General features: G+C 37.8%; 1 protein-coding gene and 1 pseudogene. Both read right to left on the reverse strand.

Features of this window, described 5'->3' with window-relative positions:
* Positions 1–352, reverse strand: a pseudogene (locus BAQ49_RS18775) (DUF4176 domain-containing protein); the annotation flags it as partial.
* A gap of 1 nt (position 353) precedes the next feature.
* Entirely contained in the window at positions 354–641 is a 288-nt protein-coding gene (locus BAQ49_RS18780) for a TIGR04197 family type VII secretion effector (protein ID WP_071746599.1), read from the reverse strand.
* Positions 642–732 lie beyond the last annotated feature (91 nt).

Genomic DNA, 732 nt, shown 5'->3' on the forward strand with positions numbered 1-732 from the left:
TGTCCAATTCCACAACAGTACCCAGCGGCAATATTTCACTATAACACGCATCAATCAAACCCATCAAACGTAAAAATTGAGAAAATGGAATATCTAATTGCGTTTCTAATCGTTCAAAACGAATTGTCTCATTCGAATAATCAAACGTCACTGAGAATTTCGCGCCGATTTTTGGTTTGTTTTCAAAGACATCTTCTTGATTTCGAAACGCCTTGTAAACCTCACGAAAAAGGGAAGGCTGATTCCCCAGCAAGTTACCCATTTGTAATAGTTCTTCAGTAATCTCTAAATCTAATGTTTTGTCATTTTGTAAAACAACTTCTAAAAGTTCTCGTTTGTTATATTCGACCATATTATTTGAACCTCACTGTGTTTTGTTGGATTACATTCGCCATTTTGGCATCTTCATCGACAATTTTGTCCGCGACGGCTTTCATTTTGCCTGTGTCAGCAGAAGATACTCCTTTAAATGCTTCTAAAGTTGTTCCGGCTTTCTCTACTAAATTTTGAAAACCCGTCAACCGAGATAGATTATTCTTGGTAATTTTCGGTGAGGGAACTTTCTCTATCCGATTAACTGCGCTCTCTGCATTTGTGACTGCTCCGGTAAATTTCCCTTTATCTATACCTATTTTCCCCATTGGTATTTTCCCCTTTTTCTATAACATAGCACGCAAACCGCTAATACTTGCTGAAATGCTCGCAATAGCGTCACCTATTATAGACTGATCC

The sequence above is a fragment of the Bacillus proteolyticus genome, from assembly GCF_001884065.1.
Classification (GTDB): domain Bacteria; phylum Bacillota; class Bacilli; order Bacillales; family Bacillaceae_G; genus Bacillus_A; species Bacillus_A proteolyticus.

What these genes read in the sequence shown, in the direction of transcription:
- BAQ49_RS18780 (WP_071746599.1), bottom strand. Translation starts at nt 641, where the DNA reads ATGGGGAAAATAGGTATAGATAAAGGGAAATTTACCGGAGCAGTCACA.